Raw genomic sequence first — 17,415 nt, forward strand, 5'->3', positions numbered from 1 at the left:
CTCATAAATCCGTCGAGCAACAAGACATCCAATCTCTTATTCGAATGAGACGTCTGCTCGTCACTGAAAGAACTCGCATCGTTAATCAAGTGCGTGGCCTCATATCTGAATACGGCATCATTATGCCCAAAGGAGCCGCTGCCTTCAGAAAGGCCATACCCGAAATACTCGAGAACGATGAAAACCAACTGTCTTGTATATTAAGAGAGCTGCTATCCCATCAGTACGAACGATATTTATACATCGACGAACAAGTAAAATGGTTCGACGATAAACTTAACCAAACCATCAAGCAGTTCGAAAACGCAAAGCGACTCATGTCTATTCCAGGCTTTGGGCCACTCACTAGCCAAGCCGTTGCGGTATGGCTTGGCTCCGGACAACAGTTCAAAACCGGTAGAGATGCCTCCGCCGCAATGGGCCTTGTGCCGAAGCAAGATACCAGCGGTGACAAAGTCATTCTTCTTGGGATAACCAAAAGAGGCAACACGTATATCCGCTCCCTACTCGTTCATGGAGCAAGAGCAGCGCTGAGACGCGCCAAATTTAAATCCGATAATCTCAGTAAGTGGATGCTTGAACTCCAAGAGCGACGAGGACCAAACAGAGCCGCTGTCGCCTTGGCAAACAAACTCATGCGCATAGCGTGGGCCGTCATCACTAAAAATGAAGAGTATCGACCAACACAAAGCTAATGAGGATCACCAACCCTTTGCAAAGTACGTAGTAAGATGAATAACAGGACAAATCCTACACGTTGAAAACCTTATGCTCACACTGTCTTATAAAGTCGATAAGGTGATTAGGACTTCGTGTTCGACTTCCTCATCTTGGCCAAGGCAATAGCCGACTACTAAACCTAACGCAAAGTAAAAATGCCACGCGTTACGAATCACTCTTAAGCAACTTGTTAGCATTGTCCCAAAGTTTAAGCTCAACACTTTTGACATACTCATTGTCGTAAATCGTTAATAGCTCTTCTGCATATTTGATACTATGGGTGTCTGTCACTCTATAATATGCAACTCTGACCAGCATTCCACAAAATGCTGCCGAGACAAAACAGACAATCACGTTTGCCACACCGAATGTCGTTTTGAAAGGTTCTCCATCTAAAACTAGATAGAGTGATAACATACCTAATGCAACTGCTGGTAATGCTGCGATCATGTATAGAGCAAAATTTCGGAATGGTCTTACTACATACTCTTTCATTCGTTTTTTGGGGTCACGATACTTATAAACGAATGTAAATTTTTCACCATCACAATCCAAATATGTATGACTATCTTTATAAAGCTCGACTGCTTTTGTAGTTTTTGATGCTGATAGCAATAAACAAATATCCTCGAAGCTAGCAGAATATTTAAAAACAGAGCAAAACTGCTGCTCTACCATCAACTTCATAGAAGGGTTATTTGGCTCTCCGAAGCTTTGATGCAAAAGCTCTAAGTGTTTAACTTTAAAATGCTTATTAGACGAAATTAGCTCATGAAGAAACTTAATTAAGGGTAGAGTACTGACAGCAAGTGCAACTAAAGCACTCAGAGTCACCCAATCTTCATTGAAAAAGGACATTCTCTATCTCCAGAAATGCTAACGCTTTGTTAAGGTGTGACAAACGCTTACACATAACCAAAATGAAAGTGCCATAAACACAAAAAGGTGATTCAAACTGCGAATGCCACGCGTTTGGAATCACCTTGAACAATTTGTTATATGACTTTTTACTTAGAGTACTCTGGGTATGCCTTTCTAAAACGAATAGCCTCAGCTAACCATTCTAGAACGATAGGATTTGGATCACCATCAGGCAAATCTTTTGTAAGACGATGAGCCCCTTTTTCAATTAGAGCAATTAGATAAAAGACATGGATGCCGTTTGACTCAAAGTATGAGTATACAAGGTAGCTATTGGAGGTACATTCCCATTGTACTTTAGGACTTCCATCTTCATCTAACCATTCACAGTCATCGGTAAACAAATGTAAATGCGTGAGATCATCCTGCCTAGCATGTTGCGGATTTTTGAAAAAACGATCTCGTCCAAACTCTGCGATCAAACCTTCAGTTTCTTCTTGAACTTTACGGGAAGGAGTGGCGATTTCGTGGGGCTCACTGTTTTCTTTATAGTATTGGAATTTATTGAATAGATCGATAAAATCTGGGTCGTCAGACACTTTGTTTAAAGTGTCTGACAGACAAAAATCAAAAGACGACATTTATTGGATAATACCTTTTTCTTTTAATGACGCTAGCTCAAGTTGACTTGTTTTCTTAACTAACCGACTCATTTTAGAGCCAAAAACCTTCATCGAAGTAACATCACCGACACGGTTTGCTCTAGTCTTTTTCACTTTATTTTGTGTTTTGGCAGTCATAGTCTACCTCTCTGTTCCTTACAGGATGTATCGTAATGTAATAATGATACTGAGGTAATTTTAACTGATGTTCATGCACTAATCAATTTTCGAGTATTTTTTTCACGACATCAGTCATATAACGCCGCGTTAAGTAGTGAGCAACGCTGACCACCCAACCTAAACCATTGTGCCGTAAACACTAAATTCAAAGCAAACCGAAAATGCCAAGCGTTGGGAATCTGTCTTAAACGCTTTGTTAAGTGCCTGTTATCGCTTTAGTAAACCCGTACATATCAACTACTTTAGCTTTTGTATAAGGTAACGTAGTATCAACGCCTGAATTAAAGTCAACTGTCATTCTCTTTGATGAAACTTGGTCTATTACAGGTTTGTTTGATTGATAAAACCGACTTAAACAGTCCAATGACTTTGTATTAATCCTGCTGAAGCCACATTCGCCTTTGAAAATGTCTCCGAAAGTCTGTTTGAAAAAGCGATCATTTGCTGGCACAGAACCAAAAACACCAAGCATTATTTTTGTAACTAATGTCAGGTGGCTAGTATTTTGAGGAACTAAGATAGTTCTAATCTCGTTGTATTGTTCTAATAGAAACTCAATATTTTCACTAGTATAAGAGTCAACATCAATAGACCAAGCACACGAGTCTTGTGATGCTATATAACCCACTAAGCTTTCAAAGTTCTTCGCACTTTTCTCTAGCATAAAGCTTGAACCACGAAACATTCCCCAACTTGCGAGATAAAAACCAAGAGCTAGGCAACTTTTTTCCATATCACCCAATAGATCGTTCCCACTGCTTGGATGGAAATAGTTATAGCAGTAATCAAACGATGCATATCTCGCATACGGGTCATGCCTTTCCTCAAACCTTGAGACAAATTCTTGAATGTCACTTCTTTCTAAACTCATGTATTCCCCCAAGTCAATAAAGGCACTTAACGCCCAATTAAGGTGTGAGCCACGCTACCACGACACTCAAATTGAACGCCGTAAACACTGAATTTGACCCAAACCAAAAATGCCAAGCGTGGGGAATCACTCTTAAATTGTTTGTTATAGCGCATTTTCAAAGAAGCATGAGAAACAAATTCCACTTTTGCTATCCTGTAGCGTGCCCTCACAACCCAATTCTTCACAGTTACGCTCTATCACTTTGCCCTGATGGCTACATAGCTTACACAAATACTCATCAGAATCAGGTAACCTTTGGTAAGTTTTAGCACAATCATGAATGAACTCGTCATCCCAGAAATCCATGCGAGACACGGTATTAGCGCAACGAGGACAATGTAGGGACCTCGATTTCTTGTCGTAGCCTAAATAACTCTTGCATGCAGCAGGAGGCAAGACATCAGTAGCTAAGCGATAGTCAATTAAAAGTGAGTTGACTATATGCGACTCGTAATCTTCGTCGAGCTGGATACTCTTCATTGAGTTTACTGGCGTATTTTCAAGATATTTTCGTCTTGATTCAAACCAACACAATGAGCCTTGAAAGTAACTATGGGTATATAGAATAAAGCTGACCACTTCTTCAGGAGTTACAGTCAAAGACTTATCAACTGTATGCATCACCTTATTTCTAATTGTTCGCAAGTCATCATTCCATTGAAGGAACTGATCAGTAAAACGGTCGGGACAAACAGTGTCGTGAACTTTTATTAAATCTTGCGCATCCAAAGTACGAAATGTAGAAAATTCTATGTCCCTTTTGTTACACCCTTTTGGCCATGATTGTGGGTTTCCAGAAATGAGTAAATAAGGAGAAACATTAACGATTCGCCCTTTGATGTAAAATTCTACCGCTTGCTGTACTAATGCCGTAGCACTGACTAGTGTTTGCTTCGCAGAAGCCCAATAGCGTTTACTCTCATTTTCGTGGTCGCTACCATCAATCACACTATATAGGGTTTCAAATTCATGTAAGTGCGCAGTCACAGAATCCCATGAAGCATTGAGAAAACCATTGGCAGCACTATAAAAATCTTCTTTTGTTGGAAATTCTAAAATCACAAAATGCTCCGAAACTTGTTCTGCGCTATAACAGCTATTAGACAGAAAAATTCTGCATTTAAATACAGAGTTATTCTATCTAGTTTCATATGCATAGCACTCTAGCACAATTAATTTCATTATTTCAGTGACTTAAAACATAGATGAATGCATCGAATGACAAAATGTGGAATATTTCCATATAGTATGAATCCAGCGAAAACCCTCTCGCACTGTATGTACTCCCAGATCTACTAACCATGTTGAAAGCACAAAAAAGCCTGCCATCTATGCGAACATAAATGGCAGGCTTTATACGTTTATTAAGCTTTTGAGTGGCTAAATTACGCGGCTTCGAATGCGAGAGCTTTTTTCTCTACTTGGCGGAAGAGCAGCGTTAAAATGCCGTTTACTGCTAGGTAGAATGCGCCAGCAATGCCAAACACAGTAAGCGTGTCGTAGGTTTGGCCGTTAATACGCTGCGCATAGCCCATCAAATCCATAATGGTGATGGTACTTGCCAGTGATGTACCTTTGAAGACTAGAATCACTTCATTCGAGTATGCTGGAACAGCGCGGCGCAGAGCGTATGGCAATAGCACTTTAAGGGTCGCGATTTTGTCCATGCCTAGTGCACGACATGCTTCCCACTGCCCTGCAGGAATCGCGTTGAATGCACCTCTGAACAGTAGCGTGCTATATGCCGCCGTGTTCAAAGCCAATGCTAGCATTGCGCAGAACCAAGGTTGGCTGAGCCATGTCCACATGAAGCTTTCACGGATCCAATCGAACTGACCTGGGCCGTAATACACCAAGAAGATCTGAACCAGTAATGGTGTACCAGTGAACAAGGTGATGATGCCGCGTGTTACCCAGTGAATCGCTGGTAATCTTAGGATCAGTGTTACCGTCATCAGCAGCGACAAGATACAACCAACAAGCAGTGACGCGCCGGTGAGTTGAAGACTGGTCGCTAAACCTTCAAGCATTTGAGAGAGGTATTGTTGATTCATGCCATTGCCCCTTTGTTACCCAAACCTTGAATAGAGAACTTACCATCAATCACTTTTACTGCTCTTTGCGTAATCAATGTGATGATTAGGTAGATAGCTGCCGCCGTTGCGTACCAAGTAAATGCTTCGTGCGTTGCTGCTGATGTTAACTGCGCCTGCTTCAATAGATCGGTTACTCCAATCAGTGAAACCAGTGCGGTGTCTTTCAATAGAACCAACCACTGGTTCGTTAAGCCTGGTAGTGCGTGTCTTACTGCTTGTGGTAAAACAATTCTGAAGAATGCGTGCGATTGTGGAATACCCAATGCACTCGCCGCTTCTCTCTGCCCTTTACCTACCGCTTTCAACGCACCACGAATAGTTTGTGAAGCGTATGAAGCGAAAATAAGTGACAACGCAACAACACCAGATAAGAACGGGCTAACTTCAACAAAGTCACCAGTGATCATGAAGAGCACTTGTGTTGAGCCAAAGTAGATAAACAAAACCACCAAGATTTCTGGTAGACCACGTACGATCGTTACGAACGCGGTTGTCGGCCATTTGATTGCAATGCGACGAGACATTTCGCCGCCAGCAAACATTACCGCTAAAACTAATCCAACCAATAGGCTTACGAACGCAAGCTGAATAGTCATCCAGCTTGCCTCGACGAGCCCTAAAGAGTAACCCGTTAATTCCATAAATTACTTACCGAAGTACTTGTTGAAGATCTTGTCGTACTCGCCGTTTGCTTTAACTGCTGCAAGTGCTGTGTTCAGTTGTGCAACTAGCTCTGGGTTGCTCTTGTTTACTGCGATACCAAAACCATTACCAAAGTACTCTTGGTTTGTTACTTGGTCGCCAACGTACGTTAGGTTGTCTTCTTTCTTAAACCATTCTGCGACTACCGCTGTGTCACCGAATACTGAATCGATACGACCGTTTTTCATGTCGATGAATGCATCTTGGTAGCTTGAGTATGGAACAGCTGTCACACCTGGCAGTTGCTCCAGAAGGTAGCTTTGGTGAGTAGAACCGTTTTGAACACCGATACGCTTGCCTTCTAATGCTGCTTGGTCTGCTACTTTGCCTTCAATAGAGATGAATGCTGCAGAGTTGTCGTAGTAAGCGTCAGAGAAGTTTACTTGTTGAAGACGTGCTTCAGTGATGTCCATTGCAGAGATAGCCGCATCGTAACGTTTGAATTTAAGAGCTGGGATCAGGCTATCGAATGCTTGGTTGTGGAAAGTACACGTTGCTTTCATCTCTTCACAAAGTGCGTTTGCTAGATCAACGTCGAAGCCTTGGATTTGGTTGTTCTCATCCATGTATTCGAATGGTGCATAAGTCGCTTCCATTGCGAATTTGATTTCTTCTTGCGCTGCTGCATTGAAAGAAGCAAGGCCGATAAGTGAAGCTAGTAGAATCTTTTTCATTTTGTTACTCCGAATACTGTGTAATAGCGGCCTGTGGCCATTCTTATAATTTGATTGTTTTAATCGATGTTGTGTTTAGGTAAATCTAGTCAGTGACTTAGTGAGTCAAATACTCAGCAAACTCTGGAGTCTGCGGATTGATAAATGCGTCGCTGGTGCCGTGTTCCACGATGTAACCCTTCTCAAGGTAAAGAACGTGGCTCGCAATCTTCTTGGCGAAGTCTACTTCGTGAGTCACTACCACCTGAGTAATTCCAGTGCCGCTTAGCTCTTTAATGATGCTAACTACTTGGTTAGTGATCTCTGGGTCAAGAGCCGCTGTTGGTTCGTCAAACAGCAATACATCAGGCTTCATCATAAGAGCACGAGCAATGGCAACACGTTGTTGCTGACCACCTGATAGCTGTAACGGCCAAGCGTCTGCTTTATCTGCAAGCTGTAAAGTTTTCAAAACTGTTTGCGCTTGTTCGATCGCTTCTTGCTTATCTAGGCCTGCAACCTTTGTTGGTGCTTCAATCAAATTTTCCATTACCGTCATGTGTGGCCACAAGTTGTATTGTTGGAAAACCATGCCGACTTTACGACGTAGCTTAAGCCCCTGCTTCTCTTGGATCTGGCTTGAGAAATCAAATTGCTCGTTAGCAATGTTCAGTTCGCCATCGTCTGCGATTTCTAGCAGGTTCAAAACACGCAGTAGTGAACTCTTACCGGCGCCGCTTGGGCCAAGCAGGACCAAGGTTTCACCACTCTCACAGTTAAAACTGATGTCGTGAAGAACTTGGATATCGCCGTATGATTTATTGATGCTCTTTACTTGAATACTCATGCCAAAATACTGCATTAATTGTCATTTGTTGGTTATTCTATTTAAACTGAACTTTTATGCAAGAAAAATGTATAAAAAATTAATTTGTTGAATTTTTGTAACAAACATTGCGCAAAAAACAGCCTCATTAACTGCTCCTACCTCTTTTTCATCCAAGCTATTGAAAACTCGAATATGACACCAAAAAGCAAACGTTTTTATAAATCCCCCCCCCCTTAATCAGCGAAGGTAGTAGACTCTTAATTGAACCTATACACCTGAATAAAAATCAGGGATAACCACCCTATTATTACGCTGACAGCAGCGAATAAGTGTGCTTAATTTTCCTTTTGTTTAGCTTTCTACGTACGCATCGAATACACACGAGTTATTGAAAATTGAGTTTCCTAGGAAGCGTGACGCTCCAATAAATGCTTTAATGGCATCTATTCTCAATAACTAGCACTTGCCAGCGAACAAGACGTATTACAAGTAACCAGTCATCTATTCTTAAAGCGACAAACACTAAGGCAATCATATGCAAAACGATGTCTCTTCCACGCTTGAGGCTACTCAGCGACAGACTCAACAGAATCCAGAATCAAAACCAGAGAAGAAAAGCCTCAGCATTTTGCTTGAGCTGATTAAATTTATTCAACCTTACAAAGGCCGCGTGATTGCAGCTCTGATCGCTTTGATCTTCACAGCGAGCTTAACCCTTTCAGTGGGACACGGTATTCGCCTTCTTATTGACCAAGGTTTTAGCCAACAATCGTTATCAGACTTAGGTAGCGCAATCCAATTCATCATGGTTGTGGTGGTATTGATCTCTATTGGTACCTTCTTCCGCTTCTATTTGGTGTCTTCTGTAGGCGAACGCGTGAGTGCAGATATCCGCCTATCCGTCTTCAATCACGTGGTAACACTCCATCCGAGCTACTTTGAAACCAATGGCAGTGGCGACATCATGTCGCGCATTACAACAGACACCACCCTGCTTCAGAGTATCATCGGCTCTTCGTTCTCGATGGCGATGCGCAGCGCGCTAATGTGCCTTGGTGCAATCATCATGTTGTTTGCCACCAACATTAAACTCACGCTTATCGTGCTGGCATCGGTGCCGTTTATCTTGATTCCAATTTTGGTTTACGGGCGTCGTGTAAGAGCGCTATCACGTAAAAGCCAAGATTCGATGTCAGACGTCGGCTCTTATGCGGGCGAAGCGATTGAGCACATCAAAACCGTGCAGAGCTACAGCCGAGAAGCTCAAGAGAAAGCATCATTCGCGCTTGAAGTAGAAAAGGCTTATGAAATTGGTCGTCAACGCGTAAAACAGCGCGCGATTCTTATCTCTGGCGTGATTGTTATCGTGTTCAGTGCGATTGCAGGCATGCTTTGGGTGGGTGGTACTGATGTTATCAACGGCACAATGTCCGCCGGCGATCTGGCTGCATTTGTCTTTTACGCGATTATGGTCGCTTCATCCCTAGGGACAATTTCTGAAGTGATGGGCGAACTGCAACGTGCGGCAGGTGCCACCGAGCGTTTAATTGAGATTCTGCAAGTGGAAAGCCACATCGTTGCCCCAGTCGAGAATCCAACATCGCTCGATAACTTAACGCCAGAAGTCGCTTTTGATAATGTGACCTTCTGTTACCCGTCTAGACCTGATCAACCAGCAACAAGCAACCTGTCGTTAACCGCGCACGAAGGTAAAGTATTGGCGTTAGTTGGCCCATCTGGTGCAGGTAAAACCACCCTATTTGAATTACTGCAACGTTTCTACGACCCTCAAATAGGTAAAGTGACGCTTGGTGGTGTGGAACTGAATCAGTTTGACCCGAATGAACTAAGAAAACAGATGGCGCTTGTTCCTCAACAACCCGCTCTGTTCAGTAACGATGTATTCCATAACATTCGCTACGGCAACCCAGAAGCGACCGATGAACAAGTGATTGAAGCCGCGAAAAAAGCACACGCACATGAGTTTATTCAGAACCTACCCGATGGGTATCATAGCTTCCTCGGTGAGCGCGGTGTAAGGCTTTCCGGTGGTCAACGTCAGCGCATTGCGATTGCACGTGCCATCTTGAAAGATCCTAATATTCTGTTGTTAGATGAAGCGACAAGTGCTCTAGACAGTGAAAGTGAGCATCATGTTCAGCAAGCATTGGAAGAATTAATGCGTGGCAGAACGACGATCATCATCGCTCACCGTTTGTCGACAATCAAACACGCAGACCAAATTGCGGTGCTCGATCAAGGGCAGCTTGTAGACATCGGCAACCACCAGTCGCTCATCAACAGCTGTGAACTATACCAACGCTTGGTTGAACTCCAATTCAAACACCTGAGTGACGAACCAGCTAATAGCTAACAGCCAAGTCTCTGACAACGTGTGATTTCTAGCTTCAAAAACTTAAATCACACGTGTTGCAGTTTTGTTAAATTAGCGGTAGGGTTTTTAATCCAATGAAGGATAAATAACAATAAGAGAGTTCGCATGGAAGCACTATTATCTGACTACCCGGTAGTAACAGAAATCCCAGTCGCTTGGGGAGAAATGGACGCACTCAATCACGTCAACAACGCTGTGTATTTTCGCTACTTCGAAACCGCTCGCTTAGATTTCTTTAAGCACGTAGAGCTGATGGAAGAGATGGCAATCACCAAGGTTGGCCCTGTTCTTGGCGATACTTATTGTAAATATTTCCGACCTGTCACCTACCCTGATACTTTGATGGTGGGTTCACGAGTCACCGACATACAAGACGACCGCTTTACTATGGAATACGCGATCGTCAGTAAAGCCCAACAAAAACTTACTACTGTTGGTACAGCGACTATCGTGATGTTCGACTTTGCATCGAACCAAAAAGCGCTGCTGTCACTGCGCCTGACCAGTGAAATTGAACGCATGAATACGCTTAAAAGCCCATGCTTCAAACAAGAAGCAGTAACGGAATAAACGGTTCATTAATTCAAAACGAATCAGAAAACTCAGATATTAAAAAAGCCACTCGATTGAGTGGCTTTTTGTTTCTTTGTTCACAGCGCTTATAAGCGGTTAAGCCTTATAAACCTTGGACCCTTATAAGCCTTGCACGCTATAAACCTTGGACCCTATAAGCCTTGAACACTATAAACCTTGAACGTACTGAGCGTTAGTACGAATCTCGACAAGTTGCTCTAGGTGTTGCTGTGAGCCTTCAACGCCGTTGATTAAACCTTCGAAGTGCTTAATCAGCTCTACCTTGTCTTGAACTTCTTTTGAACCCGCGCCGATGTTGGTTAGGTCAATGAAGAATTCGTCAAACAGGCCAGAGAAATCCGTTACAGCGTCATGGTTTAGGAACTGCTCGTGGTTGTAAATGCTTGGGTAGCCACCCTTCTGCTTATCAACAGCGAACGAGATACCTTTCACGTTAGTAATCGTGGTAGCTTTCTCACACTTCAACATACAACCCGCTTCGATGCTTGGTTTGTTACAGCCTACTGTTCTTTGGAAGAAACATTGGCGGCTAGTCATCATCAAGATTGGGTGGTAAATGCTGTAGAACAGTTTGAAGTTCTCTGGGCGGCGAATATGACGAATCTGACCTTTGTTGATCTCGTTCGAAATGAACGCGCCCGCACAGTTTAGCTCTTCTTTAAGCGTCACTAGTGCGTGAGAGTTTGTCGTGTTCATGAATGGACCTGCAACCCACTCGATACCCATTTCGTAAGCCTTGTATGCGATACCCGTGTTATTAGTCACGATGCGAGCAGGCTTAACGACTTCCAGGATACGAACGGCTTCGTCGTAGTCCTTACCGATCAATACTGCAGGGAACCAAGGAATCAAACGTGGGTTTGCCGCTAAGATATCGATGTACTTGTTACAACGCTTTTTAAAACTTTCTGGTAGCTTGAAGTAAACGTCCGCATCCGTCACATCACATAGGTGCAGGTCTGCAACATCAGCGATAAGCATTGACATAGTCGGCTTTTCGTTCACTTTAGGATGCTGTGGCAGTGCTGGCACTTCAACGTGCTTAATCACTTCAACAGAGCCATTTAGAATGAAGTCGATCTCGTCTTTAAGGTCAGACACTTCTTTCAACGGAATCACTAGCCCAGAGTCCACTTCGCTGAAATCTTGGCTTTCTAGTGTGTGAACCGCACTCTTCACGTTTTTGAATCGCTTCTCAAGTAGCTCCTGAGTGATCGCTTTCTCTTCTGTTGCTGTAAGCAGCGATTTAGATTGCAGGGTGAAGTTCTCTTTTTCTGTCTTCACTGTCACCGTAAATGGCTGACCTGCTTTTGCGCTGAAAGACATAGCAACCGGCGTTTTACGGATATCAAGGAACTTAATCTTGTCACGCATTTCGTCACCAAGTACATCTTTCGCTTCATGCAGCTGTACTGTCGCTTCTTGAATCTGAACCACTGAGATTTCGTTGTTCTTCTCTTTCGCCTGCTCAACCGCATAGTTAATGCTGTTATCACGAGGGTTATCGATGAACATGTCTTTCGTTAAGTTGCCCTTAAGGAAAGAGTTCGTGAATTCACGGTTGAATACTTTGTGTAGGTTAGCATCGTCTTCAAGCAACAAACCCTCTTGTACAAAGCTATCGATCTGCTTACGCCACGTATCTACCACGGTGTAAACGTAGTGTGCGCCTTTAATACGACCTTCGACTTTAAGCGAGTCTACCTTTGCGTCTACCAGTTCTGGCAAATCGTAATAGGCAGAGTTGTCTTTTAGGTTCAGTGGAAAGCGGTTACCCGCATTGGTGATTTCATATTCATCACGACATGCTTGGCTACAACGACCGCGGTTACCTGAGTTCCCCACACTTACTGAGCTTGAGTAACATTGACCCGAAAACGCGATACACAGTGCGCCATGTACGAACACTTCTGTTAGTACATCATGGTCGTGTGCGACTTCAGTCAGCATTTTAATTTCAGGTAGGTTCAACTCACGAGATAAGTTAACGCGCGATGCACCAACCTTAGACAGGAACTTAATCTGACCTTCGTTGTGTGTGGTTAGCTGAGTTGAAGCGTGAACATCTAATGATGGGAAGTGCTTCTTCACTAGGTTAAACAAGCCCAAGTCTTGGACAATGATGCCGTCTACCTTGGTGTTCACCAGCTGGTTTAATAGCTTAGTAATGCTCTTCGTTTCGTGCTCCAGCAACACTACATTAAGCGTTAGAAAGATCTCACAACCGTATTCATGAGCAAGGCGGATTACCCCGTTCAACTCATCTAACGACAGGTTAGAAGCTCTGTTACGAGCGTTGAAGGTATCTAAACCGCAATAAACTGCATTTGCTCCGGCTACGATGGCTGCTTTAATCGCTTCTACATCGCCACCAGGGGCTAATAACTCAATTTTTCTGCTCATTTTTGAAGTCGCTCACTTACTTATAATTTTTAAGCCGCGTATTCTACCCACATCACGATCTGTTTACCACTGTACAACACTTTTCAAACTCAATGACCTCAACAATGCCTAATCCTTCAGCTTTACCTGTCCTGTACTCTCTCCGCCGCTGTCCTTACGCCATGCGCGGGAGAATGGGCATCGCTTTATCCAAACAACAAGTACTACTGAGAGAAATCGTCACCAAAGACAAGCCTAGTGAACTACTGGCCAGTTCGCCAAAAGGTACGGTTCCAGTATTAGTGTTATCCGATGGCAAAGTTATTGAGCAGAGCTTAGATGTGATGATGTGGGCGCTTCAGCAGAACGATCCTCAAGATCTTCTGCGTTCGAGTAACCCTTCACTCAGTGAACAAATCCACCAACTCATTCAACAAAACGACAATGAGTTTATTGGTCACTTAGAGAAATATCGCGCTTCTGTTCGCTATCGCAATGACGACATCGAGCAGCGTAGAAACTTATGTGAAACCTTTATTAGCGAGCTTGAGGCTAAGCTCGCCAACCATGACTATTTGTTTGGAGATTCCCCTAGCCTAGCCGACTTTGCTGTGATGCCATTCGTCAGTCAGTTTGTAAGAGTAGAAAAGAAATGGTTTGTGCAGTCTGAATACCAGAACGTTGGGCGTTGGTTACGGTCGCACCTTGAAAGTAAACTCTATACCCAAGTAATGAAACAGTACCCATTATGGAATGACACCAAGCAAGATTGTCTTTTTGGATAACAAAAAAACCGCTCATAACGAGCGGCTCTTTTACTTCATAAACTTTTACACGATGCGTCTGCACTCAAAGATTATTGAATCGCAATTGAAATCTCGACTTCAGTTTCGCCTTTGTACAGCTCAAAGTCGGTTGTGTACGCTCGAGTATGTGGACAATCTGTGGCGTTAAAATACGCCCATACTTCTCCCCACAGATCGATCACCGCTTGTGGCAACTCGCCTTGTGCAGAGAACGTTAGGTACTTACCCGCCTCGATATTGGTTTCAACTAGATCATCCATAGCGTTATCAGTAAGCGCATTGGTACAAGCAATCACATCAAAGTCACCCGTAAAATCTGACTCGTAGTTGGTGTATACGCCGTAAACCTTGGAGTCCGGAGTCAACTTTGGAAAAGCTTGTTCGAAAAAGCCTTGCCATAATTGCCCTATTTTTGCCTTAGCTGGGTCAACTTCATCGGTATTGTTGGTTCTTACCGAAAAACCATATGCCTTTACCGCTCCTAATATTTGTTCTTTCACTCTTCTATTTCCTAAGCCATTTTATTGCGTCAACTGTTAAGCCAACTCGATTCTAGTCTTGGATTTCTTTGTGTCCGCACTTTTGACAAACAACATGGCGAGAAAACTCATCCATAGAGGCGATAAAAGGCCCAAGAAGCCATCCTTTAATTACGCCTGCGATAAATTCATGCCGCTTTTGGTTTGGCTTGCCTGCAAATGCACTCTCCTTTCTAACCAAAACAACAACGTGTTGCGTACGATCACGACAAGATGTGCAGTAGCTTTGCTCTATTGAATTACTCATATGTCACCCTATGACGTTTTGAAAGATTTTTGCTTAAAATGAGGGTTGTCGACACACACTTCTAATTCAGTAATTCCCGTCAATACAACAAGTTGTTCTTGACCAGAGACACTTAGCTTAATGCATTCTTCTTTGTCTTGGTTACGCTGGGTATCTAATGCAACACCCTCGACCTGTTCGCCAGAACGTAAAGTGAGCTTAATTGGGTATCTGTGCATACACACAATTTCAATATAATCGTAATCACTGCAACTAATCATAATGCCTCCCATTCATCCATCACGCTAATGCGACATGCCATTCTATGCAAACTGTTTATAATCAATCATTTACTCACGTCACATTGAAACAGCATATACACAAGATGCTCATGGGTTTAATCATAGTCCCACTTTGGTTATTCACGTTTCTTCTACCCACACCCACTTATTCTTACGTTGTTAAATAACCATGAGAACAAGACAATGAAAACCACCAAACACATAGCCCTTTTCATTTTTTGTTTAATGGCGTCAATCATGTCATTCACCGCGAGTGCCGCGACAGCGAATGATGCGAGCCACTTCGCCAACGGCAAGACCAAATATCGACAGCTTTGCCAAGCGTGTCATGGTGACAAAGGTTTCGGTGATGGACCAACAGCCGCATCTCTGCCAAGCAAACCCGCCAATATTCCCAATAAGCTTGGCGAATTCTTTACGACAAAGAACTCCTTGGTTGATGACATTTTAGAAGGTGACATTGAAGAGGGAATGCCATCGTGGCAAGGAGTGATTACAAGACAAGATGCCATTGATATTCTTGATTATGTCGAAATGATCCAACGATAATTGCTAATCGATTCAACTTTTAAACGCTGAACTTACTTAATAACGTTCGTTTTATTGCGCTATCTATTCGTTTGATTACACTGAAGTTATTGGACAGTGAATAATACGGAACGTTATGAACTTAACACCCCTAGCCACAAGTGCTCTCGTGCTCGTATCTACAACAGCAGGTGCGGTGAGTTTTATCGACCAAATCGATGGTCACTTGGACATGGGTGAATACCTAGCTGAAAATGCCTATGGCTTTTTACCCGTCCCGATTTTGATCACAGAGCCAGCGGTTGGCTACGGTGGTGGTTTCACCGGTATCTTCCTTCATGAATCAGAAGAACAGAAAAACACACGTAAAGAGCTAGCAGAAAAATCGATTGATGGAGGCGCACAACTCTTAACACCAGCAATCACCGCAGTCGGTGGCTTTGCGACAGAAAACGGCACTTGGATGGCATTTATTGGTCACAAGCGAAGCTGGAAAGAGGATTCGATACGCTACCTTGGTGGTTTGGGTTATGGCGATATCAACATGACTTTCTACCGACAAAGTTCTCCCAATGCCCTTTCACCACTCGCTCCAAATGAAGGTATCGAGCTTGGCTTAAAAGGCATGGGAGGGATACAAAAGCTTCAATTTAGAATCCAAGACTCACCATGGTTAGTTGGCCTATCTCAACAGTTTTTTGCACCTAAATTGTCACTCAATAACCACCCCAAAGCACAAGAGATCCTAAACAATATTGGTAATACCTCACCAACTTCATCAGGTTTGGGCTTAATCGCTGAGTATGACAGTAAAAATAGCTTTCTAAATCCTACTCAAGGCTATAACTATGTCGCTGAGTATCTATGGTTTGGTGATGGACTTGGCAGTGATTACAACTACCAAACGTTCAATCTAGAGGGACTGAATTATTGGGAACTCAACAAAGAATGGAATCTCGCTTTGCGCGGACAATACAAATCCTTGTCGACTGATGAACGCTTTCTATCGCCTCAATACTATCCAGACATTCAGTTGAGGGGTATTGCAAGAAACCGTTATCAAGGAGAGCATACCTTTGCGGCAGAGGTGCAAGTAAGCAAACAATGGACGCCACGTTGGTCTACCGGTGTGTTTACTGGGATTGGTTATGCTGGCGACAGTGACAGCGATATGTTCGACCAAAGCTCACAGTCAGCGTATGGCGTTGGATTTCGTTATCTTATCGCAAGGCGTTATGGCCTGATTTCAGGGATTGATATTGCGTTCAGCGAAGAAGATACCGCACTCTACTTTCAAGTCGGAGCCGGTATCTAGCTAAATAACGATTCGATGTACCAAGCAGAAGATACTAGGCGAAGGTCTTCCAATACTGGTACAAGCCATCGATATCAGAAGAGCACATCAAGGACATCGCACCTTTGATCTGCTCTTCATTCCATTCCCACCACTTCATTTCTAGCAACTGCGCAATTTCAGTTTCACTAAAACGATAGCGGATATGACGAGCTGGGTTAGAACCAACAATTGAGTACGGCTCAACATCTTTGGTTACAACTGCGCGGCTAGCGATAATGGCCCCATCGCCAACCTTTACGCCACTCATGATCATCGCCTCTGTGCCTATCCAGACATCATTGCCAATCACAGTGTCGCCTGAGCGTTCAAAGCCGTCGATTGCCCCTTCAAATTTTTCATCTTCTTGGTAGAAAAATGGGAATGTACTCACCCACTGGTTTTGGTGACCTTGATTGCCTGCCATCATAAACACGGCACCAGAACCAATCGAGCAGTAGCTACCGATGATCAACTTGTCGATATCGTTTCTGTCAGGGAGCAGGTAGCGCGCACAATCATCAAAACTATGGTTGTGATAGTAGCCGGAATAGTAACTGTGCTCGCCCACGATGATATTTGGGTTGGTTACTTGTTCTTTAAGTGATTTACCCACGAATGGGCTTTCAAAATAGTTATTCATATTTGTACTCTTAGTTTCGTTCTTTTAGTTGGGTACTCTTTATTGCGCTAT

At 43.3% G+C, this 17,415-nt stretch carries 20 protein-coding genes; 6 read left to right on the top strand and 14 right to left on the bottom strand.

Annotated features, from left to right (window positions below; genetic code table 11):
• Window positions 1-695 (top strand): IS110 family transposase (locus F0232_RS23235; RefSeq protein WP_171751035.1); only part of this gene is annotated, 695 nt, incomplete at its 5' end.
• A 190-nt stretch (window positions 696-885) separates the two neighbouring features.
• Here the strand turns inward: F0232_RS23235 and F0232_RS23240 are convergent.
• From F0232_RS23240 to artP, 9 genes are all read right to left on the bottom strand, one after another.
• Window positions 886-1,578, bottom strand: a complete 693-nt coding sequence (locus tag F0232_RS23240; protein ID WP_105057128.1) for a hypothetical protein — start codon at window positions 1,576-1,578, stop codon at window positions 886-888.
• A gap of 149 nt (window positions 1,579-1,727) precedes the next feature.
• The gene (locus tag F0232_RS23245) at window positions 1,728-2,222 is read right to left on the bottom strand and encodes a type II toxin-antitoxin system YafO family toxin (protein WP_052437295.1); all 495 of its coding nucleotides are present in this window, start codon (window positions 2,220-2,222) and stop codon (window positions 1,728-1,730) included.
• Complete coding sequence (locus F0232_RS23250; protein ID WP_156145316.1) at window positions 2,223-2,381, bottom strand: hypothetical protein; 159 nt, start codon at window positions 2,379-2,381, stop codon at window positions 2,223-2,225.
• A gap of 238 nt (window positions 2,382-2,619) precedes the next feature.
• On the bottom strand, window positions 2,620-3,294 hold the full coding sequence (locus F0232_RS23255) for a hypothetical protein (protein ID WP_105057127.1): 675 nt from the start codon (window positions 3,292-3,294) through the stop codon (window positions 2,620-2,622).
• A gap of 144 nt (window positions 3,295-3,438) precedes the next feature.
• Window positions 3,439-4,398 (bottom strand): hypothetical protein, encoded by a 960-nt coding sequence (locus F0232_RS23260; protein WP_080536230.1) that lies wholly within the window; start codon window positions 4,396-4,398, stop codon window positions 3,439-3,441.
• Between the two features lie 323 nt (window positions 4,399-4,721).
• Complete coding sequence (gene artM, locus F0232_RS23265) at window positions 4,722-5,390, bottom strand: arginine ABC transporter permease ArtM (protein WP_105057126.1); 669 nt, start codon at window positions 5,388-5,390, stop codon at window positions 4,722-4,724.
• Window positions 5,387-6,073, bottom strand: coding sequence for an arginine ABC transporter permease ArtQ (gene artQ / locus F0232_RS23270; protein WP_105057125.1), 687 nt, complete (start codon window positions 6,071-6,073; stop codon window positions 5,387-5,389). The genes artM and artQ overlap by 4 nt, the downstream gene beginning before the upstream one ends.
• A 3-nt stretch (window positions 6,074-6,076) precedes the next feature.
• Window positions 6,077-6,808: an arginine ABC transporter substrate-binding protein gene (locus F0232_RS23275; protein ID WP_102424729.1), complete on the bottom strand. Its 732-nt coding sequence runs from the start codon at window positions 6,806-6,808 to the stop codon at window positions 6,077-6,079.
• Window positions 6,809-6,905: 97 nt separating this feature from the next.
• On the bottom strand, window positions 6,906-7,634 hold the full coding sequence (gene artP, locus F0232_RS23280) for an arginine ABC transporter ATP-binding protein ArtP (RefSeq protein WP_105057844.1): 729 nt from the start codon (window positions 7,632-7,634) through the stop codon (window positions 6,906-6,908).
• Window positions 7,635-8,151: 517 nt separating this feature from the next.
• On the opposite strand from artP, the gene F0232_RS23285 reads away from it, so the two are divergent.
• Together F0232_RS23285 and F0232_RS23290 are read left to right on the top strand one after the other, a co-directional pair.
• A complete protein-coding gene (locus tag F0232_RS23285; RefSeq protein ID WP_105057124.1) occupies window positions 8,152-9,990 on the top strand; it encodes an ABC transporter ATP-binding protein/permease in 1,839 nt (612 codons plus the stop codon).
• A gap of 126 nt (window positions 9,991-10,116) precedes the next feature.
• The gene (locus tag F0232_RS23290; RefSeq protein WP_008217785.1) at window positions 10,117-10,581 is read left to right on the top strand and encodes a thioesterase family protein; all 465 of its coding nucleotides are present in this window, start codon (window positions 10,117-10,119) and stop codon (window positions 10,579-10,581) included.
• A gap of 171 nt (window positions 10,582-10,752) precedes the next feature.
• Here F0232_RS23290 and F0232_RS23295 read toward each other — a convergent pair whose 3' ends face one another.
• On the bottom strand, window positions 10,753-13,008 hold the full coding sequence (locus F0232_RS23295) for a peptidase U32 family protein (protein ID WP_105057123.1): 2,256 nt from the start codon (window positions 13,006-13,008) through the stop codon (window positions 10,753-10,755).
• A 104-nt stretch (window positions 13,009-13,112) separates the two neighbouring features.
• Between F0232_RS23295 and F0232_RS23300 the strand changes: the two genes are divergently transcribed.
• The gene (locus tag F0232_RS23300; protein ID WP_105057122.1) at window positions 13,113-13,772 is read left to right on the top strand and encodes a glutathione S-transferase; all 660 of its coding nucleotides are present in this window, start codon (window positions 13,113-13,115) and stop codon (window positions 13,770-13,772) included.
• 71 nt (window positions 13,773-13,843) lie between these two features.
• Here the strand turns inward: F0232_RS23300 and F0232_RS23305 are convergent, their stop codons facing one another.
• The 3 genes from F0232_RS23305 to F0232_RS23315 are packed head-to-tail and all read right to left on the bottom strand — an operon-like array spanning window position 13,844 to window position 14,839.
• Window positions 13,844-14,293 (bottom strand): GyrI-like domain-containing protein, encoded by a 450-nt coding sequence (locus F0232_RS23305; protein WP_061031355.1) that lies wholly within the window; start codon window positions 14,291-14,293, stop codon window positions 13,844-13,846.
• A 52-nt stretch (window positions 14,294-14,345) separates the two neighbouring features.
• The gene (locus tag F0232_RS23310; protein ID WP_105057121.1) at window positions 14,346-14,579 is read right to left on the bottom strand and encodes a hypothetical protein; all 234 of its coding nucleotides are present in this window, start codon (window positions 14,577-14,579) and stop codon (window positions 14,346-14,348) included.
• An 8-nt stretch (window positions 14,580-14,587) separates the two neighbouring features.
• Window positions 14,588-14,839: a Rho-binding antiterminator gene (locus F0232_RS23315; RefSeq protein ID WP_105024956.1), complete on the bottom strand. Its 252-nt coding sequence runs from the start codon at window positions 14,837-14,839 to the stop codon at window positions 14,588-14,590.
• Window positions 14,840-15,043: 204 nt separating this feature from the next.
• On the opposite strand from F0232_RS23315, the gene F0232_RS23320 reads away from it, so the two are divergent.
• Window positions 15,044-15,409, top strand: a complete 366-nt coding sequence (locus tag F0232_RS23320) for a cytochrome c (RefSeq protein ID WP_061031358.1) — start codon at window positions 15,044-15,046, stop codon at window positions 15,407-15,409.
• Between the two features lie 115 nt (window positions 15,410-15,524).
• Entirely contained in the window at window positions 15,525-16,703 is a 1,179-nt protein-coding gene (locus tag F0232_RS23325) for a BamA/TamA family outer membrane protein (RefSeq protein WP_105057120.1), read from the top strand.
• Between the two features lie 34 nt (window positions 16,704-16,737).
• Here F0232_RS23325 and catB read toward each other — a convergent pair whose 3' ends face one another.
• A complete protein-coding gene (gene catB, locus F0232_RS23330) occupies window positions 16,738-17,364 on the bottom strand; it encodes a type B chloramphenicol O-acetyltransferase (RefSeq protein WP_061031360.1) in 627 nt (208 codons plus the stop codon).
• Window positions 17,365-17,415: the final 51 nt, after the last annotated feature.

Source organism: Vibrio sp. T3Y01, assembly GCF_013114525.1.
Taxonomy (GTDB): domain Bacteria; phylum Pseudomonadota; class Gammaproteobacteria; order Enterobacterales; family Vibrionaceae; genus Vibrio; species Vibrio chagasii_B.

Excerpts from the sequence above, each read along its gene's own strand:
- artQ (WP_105057125.1), bottom strand. The coding sequence starts at position 6,073 with ATGGAATTAACGGGTTACTCTTTAGGGCTCGTCGAGGCAAGCTGGATG.
- F0232_RS23320 (WP_061031358.1), top strand. The coding sequence starts at position 15,044 with ATGAAAACCACCAAACACATAGCCCTTTTCATTTTTTGTTTAATGGCG.
- catB (WP_061031360.1), bottom strand. The coding sequence starts at position 17,364 with ATGAATAACTATTTTGAAAGCCCATTCGTGGGTAAATCACTTAAAGAA.
- artP (WP_105057844.1), bottom strand. The coding sequence starts at position 7,634 with ATGAGTATTCAAGTAAAGAGCATCAATAAATCATACGGCGATATCCAA.
- F0232_RS23240 (WP_105057128.1), bottom strand. The coding sequence starts at position 1,578 with ATGTCCTTTTTCAATGAAGATTGGGTGACTCTGAGTGCTTTAGTTGCA.
- F0232_RS23275 (WP_102424729.1), bottom strand. The coding sequence starts at position 6,808 with ATGAAAAAGATTCTACTAGCTTCACTTATCGGCCTTGCTTCTTTCAAT.
- F0232_RS23290 (WP_008217785.1), top strand. The coding sequence starts at position 10,117 with ATGGAAGCACTATTATCTGACTACCCGGTAGTAACAGAAATCCCAGTC.
- F0232_RS23245 (WP_052437295.1), bottom strand. The coding sequence starts at position 2,222 with ATGTCGTCTTTTGATTTTTGTCTGTCAGACACTTTAAACAAAGTGTCT.
- F0232_RS23295 (WP_105057123.1), bottom strand. The coding sequence starts at position 13,008 with ATGAGCAGAAAAATTGAGTTATTAGCCCCTGGTGGCGATGTAGAAGCG.
- artM (WP_105057126.1), bottom strand. The coding sequence starts at position 5,390 with ATGAATCAACAATACCTCTCTCAAATGCTTGAAGGTTTAGCGACCAGT.
- F0232_RS23285 (WP_105057124.1), top strand. The coding sequence starts at position 8,152 with ATGCAAAACGATGTCTCTTCCACGCTTGAGGCTACTCAGCGACAGACT.
- F0232_RS23250 (WP_156145316.1), bottom strand. The coding sequence starts at position 2,381 with ATGACTGCCAAAACACAAAATAAAGTGAAAAAGACTAGAGCAAACCGT.
- F0232_RS23325 (WP_105057120.1), top strand. The coding sequence starts at position 15,525 with ATGAACTTAACACCCCTAGCCACAAGTGCTCTCGTGCTCGTATCTACA.
- F0232_RS23300 (WP_105057122.1), top strand. The coding sequence starts at position 13,113 with ATGCCTAATCCTTCAGCTTTACCTGTCCTGTACTCTCTCCGCCGCTGT.
- F0232_RS23310 (WP_105057121.1), bottom strand. The coding sequence starts at position 14,579 with ATGAGTAATTCAATAGAGCAAAGCTACTGCACATCTTGTCGTGATCGT.
- F0232_RS23315 (WP_105024956.1), bottom strand. The coding sequence starts at position 14,839 with ATGATTAGTTGCAGTGATTACGATTATATTGAAATTGTGTGTATGCAC.
- F0232_RS23255 (WP_105057127.1), bottom strand. The coding sequence starts at position 3,294 with ATGAGTTTAGAAAGAAGTGACATTCAAGAATTTGTCTCAAGGTTTGAG.